The sequence below is a fragment of the Thermodesulfobacteriota bacterium genome (assembly GCA_039028315.1).
In the GTDB taxonomy this organism is placed as follows: Bacteria; Desulfobacterota_D; UBA1144; order Nemesobacterales; family UBA2774; genus CR02bin9.
The window spans coordinates 1-2,545 of record JBCCIH010000247.1 but is presented as its reverse complement, the minus strand read 5'-3'; the positions used below and the strand labels follow the sequence as shown (position 1 = coordinate 2,545).

The following is a 2,545-nucleotide window of genomic DNA, read 5'->3' as shown; positions in this document are numbered from 1 at the left end:
CCTTGCGCTGGATTTTCAAAATCACTTATTACTGTTCTAAAACCTGATACAACATCCACTTCTAAAAGAGAACCGTTAATTGTGGGTCCTTGCGTTATGTCCTCATCTGTAACCAGTAAATTTCCAGAGCTGCCCATAGTAATACCAAAAGGATTTATCCCTATAGGACCCTGAGCAGGATTGTTAAAGTTGCTAATAAGCGTTCTGTTGCCTGATGTTAGGTCCACATGGAACACAGCCCCTCTACCTAAACTGTCTCCTCCATCTTCATCTGTTACATATGCGCCGCCTGTGCCGTCTAAAATCAGGTCTGCGGGATCACTGCCAACAATTCCCTGAGCAGGATCGCCAAAATCGCTTATGATTGTTCTATCACCAGTAGTTAAATCAATATGAAATAATAGGCCATCGTCGTTTGTACCTTCAGATCTGGTTAGTACATATGCAGCTGTATCGTTTAAAGCAATGCCTGAGGGCCTCTCACCCAGAGGTCCTTGTGCAGGGTCTGCGAAATCACTAATTATCGTTCTATCTCCGGACATTAAATTCACATGGAATAATAGACCTTGGCCTGATGTATCGGTAACATATGCGTTCTGCAAGTTTTGAGATAGGGCTAAGTCTACCGGGCCGTCTCCCAAAGGGCCTTGTGCGGGATCTCCAAAGTCGCTGACCAATTCCCTCTGACCATTAGATAATTCAACAATAAAAAGGGCACCATCAAAGTCAGTGCCAGCCGATATGTCTACAACCACAGCTTGGCCATCATTTGGGGATTGTGCATGCGCTAAAGTGCCAAGGCACAATAAAAGAAAAGCTGGCAGAATAAATATAGTAAGTGCGGATTTTAGAATGATTTTCATAGTTCCCCTCCTTTACGGTTTAAGCTAATATATCACACGTACAATAAATCTCTATATAAAAGAGATGGGATATTTACGAAGCTAAATTTCTTCTGCGAACGACTATAAAACCTATTATTCCTAGCAATCCAGCTGTTGCAATAAGTCCCCACTGAGAGAGAGTTGGTACAGGGGAGATAAACCCTGGCTGCAATTGTGGAACTAATTCCTCACAATCCTGCCATACATACAACAATCTGTTAATAATAATACTATCATCAGCTGGGTTTTTTGATTCTATTTGTGCTGTTATTTCATCTAAATCGTTTGTTGGTACCTGCATTGCAAAAACAATTGTGTCATTACCATTATCACAATCTATAATCCCAAAATCTTCTATATCTCCGGGCCGTAGTCCTCTTAGCTCTACATTATTGCCTATTGTTAAAATATCATCATCATCACCCAATCGAATAGCAGTAGGAACGGGTTGATTACTAGTACCGCCAAGTAGTAAAGAGTTTTCAAGGTTTACAGTATCGTTTCCAGATGAAGTTGTTATTGCAAAATCATTCCCAGCTGCAGTTGATACTCTTATAGTGGAGTTTGTTACATTAAGAATATCATCACCATTGCCTGTTCTTAATACAGTGTCATCGATAGTTTCTATCACTGAATCCGTAATATTTAATATATATGGAGCAGAATTACTGTTAAGACTAATACAGTTATTATCGACGGACGATAAATGTGCATTCATAAGTGTGACTTGTCCGCCATTATTGTTAGTAGCATTTTCTATGCAATAGTCATGTGCTGCTATAGTTGCATTATCAACTGTTATAGTAATACGACCAGTATCTGTATCTATACCTGTAAGGTCAGCTATTGGATCACCGCTAGTGTCTATTGCTGATCCTGGCAGCATGTTGACAGTAATGTCGTTAGGATTAGATCCTTGCTGCACACCGATAGGGTCAGGATTTGGGGGGCTAGTATCACAAATGACTACATTAGTACCATTACAGGCAGCAAAACTAATAGCCGAATATGAGATGCCAAACATTACCGCCAGTATTGTCACAAATAGTAATCTGTTCATATCAATCCTCCATAATTGAATAAGAACTTCTATATATACAAATAGGTGGAAGAATTATAACCAATGCTTTTGAGAATGATAAGAAATAGATAAGAAATAAAGCTGACAAATGAGTCAGATAGCAGATTTGAACTGTTTTGGGTGAAAAGGGGACCATGGTCAGTCCCCCTATTTTAAGTTGTTTGAGTTAAATTGTTATTTGTCTTCTACGAATAACTATGAAACCAATAATTCCCAACAATCCCGCTGTTGCGATTAGACCCCATTGGCTAAGTGTAGGAACATTTGTAGTAAATCCTCCTACTATATTGTTCACAATCTGATCACACCTTATCCATTCATAGGTTAGGCCGTTTATTATGATGCTGTCCCCAGCAGGGTCTTTGTCTGCGAGTTCTAAAGATATTTGCTCAAGCTGATCACTTGGTACCGCCATATTGAATATAAGAGTGTCAAAACCTCCAGTATCAGAAAATTCACCTTTACATGAAATCAAACCTCGAATATCAGCTCCCGTGCCCAACCTTACAATATCATCCCCATCATTTAGTAGGATTGCTGGGGCATTGAAACCCTGTAGTATTGACTGAACTACTGTTAT

At 39.5% G+C, this 2,545-nt stretch carries 3 protein-coding genes; all 3 read right to left on the bottom strand.

Annotation, left to right across the window (positions count from 1 at the left end; genetic code table 11):
• A partial coding sequence (locus AAF462_11530; GenBank protein MEM7009753.1) for a hypothetical protein occupies positions 1 to 863 on the bottom strand: 863 nt, incomplete at its 3' end.
• Positions 864 to 936: 73 nt separating this feature from the next.
• Positions 937 to 1,944, bottom strand: coding sequence for an IPTL-CTERM sorting domain-containing protein (locus AAF462_11525; GenBank protein MEM7009752.1), 1,008 nt, complete (start codon positions 1,942 to 1,944; stop codon positions 937 to 939).
• A gap of 187 nt (positions 1,945 to 2,131) precedes the next feature.
• On the bottom strand, positions 2,132 to 2,545 hold a 414-nt coding region (locus tag AAF462_11520; protein MEM7009751.1), incomplete at its 5' end, for an IPTL-CTERM sorting domain-containing protein.